General features: G+C 25.0%; 2 protein-coding genes. Both read left to right on the top strand.

The features are described from left to right. Positions 1–871, top strand: an 871-nt coding sequence (locus tag AMN70_RS02485) for a glycine--tRNA ligase subunit beta (RefSeq protein WP_143323405.1), incomplete at its 5' end; no start/stop codon positions are given. Continuing rightward, positions 864–1,086 (top strand): PEP/pyruvate-binding domain-containing protein (locus AMN70_RS02480; protein ID WP_143323404.1); only part of this gene is annotated, 223 nt, incomplete at its 3' end. The genes AMN70_RS02485 and AMN70_RS02480, both read left to right, overlap by 8 nt.

Genomic DNA, 1,086 nt, shown 5'->3' with positions numbered 1-1,086 from the left:
AGGAGGTCATTTATCCTACGCTCAAGGTTTAGATAAAGATATTTCTGATGCAATCAAAGAACAATATTTGCCTATTGGTTTAGACTCTAATGTTCCTAAAAAACCCTTTAGTGTTACACTTTCTCTTACTGATAAGATTGATACATTAACAGGTTTTTTTGGTGTAGGCGAAAAACCATCTAGCTCAAAAGATCCATATGCTTTAAGAAGAATGGCACTTGGCATAATAAGAATAATCATTGAAAATAAGAAAGATCTTAAGATTAACGATTTAATATCATATTCATCTAATTTGTATTTAGATCAAGGTTTTGATTTATCAAATAATACATTACAAAAAGATGTCTCAGATTTTTTAAAAGATAGATTTAAATATTATTTGAAAGAAAAAAAAATTAGGTATGATATTATTGAATCTGCCACAAAAGTATTTAATCTAAATTCAATATCTACAGTTTTTGAAAAAGCAAAAAGCTTGAATAAAATAATTTATAAATCGACAGGTGAAGATATTGTGTCATCCTATAAAAGAGCTTATAATATTTTATATTCAGAACTTGAAAAAAATAGTATTGAACTTTCAAATACAACCGATCCCGGTATTTTTAAAAATGATTTCGAAAAAGATCTTTATAAGAAAATCAACGAATTAAAAAAATATTTTTCCGGGATATCTAAAAGCCAAAATTTTGACGAATTATTAATTTTATTATCTACTGCAAAAAAGGAAGTTTATGCTTTTTTTGATAACGTTAAAGTTAATGATGACAGTGAAGCTGTAAAAAAAAATAGATTGGAACTAATCAATTTTTTCTGTAAAACCTACGAAAATTTTATAGATTTTCAATTGATTAAAGACATTAATGAATAAACTTATTTATAATTTTAATTCAAAAGCATTAAAAAAAACTAAGTATCCTAAAAATATTTTGGGTGGAAAGGGTGCTAATCTTTCTGAAATGGGAAGAATTGGTTTGCCTGTACCTCCAGGCTTTACAATTTCAACAAATGTCTGTGAATTATTTTATAAAAATAAAAAGAAACTTAATTCTAAAATTGATAATAAAATTAAATCAGAAGTTAAAA

The sequence above is a fragment of the Candidatus Pelagibacter communis genome, assembly GCF_001179925.1.
Lineage (GTDB): Bacteria > Pseudomonadota > Alphaproteobacteria > Pelagibacterales > Pelagibacteraceae > Pelagibacter > Pelagibacter ubique_E.
This window is presented reverse-complemented; position numbering and strand designations above follow the sequence as displayed.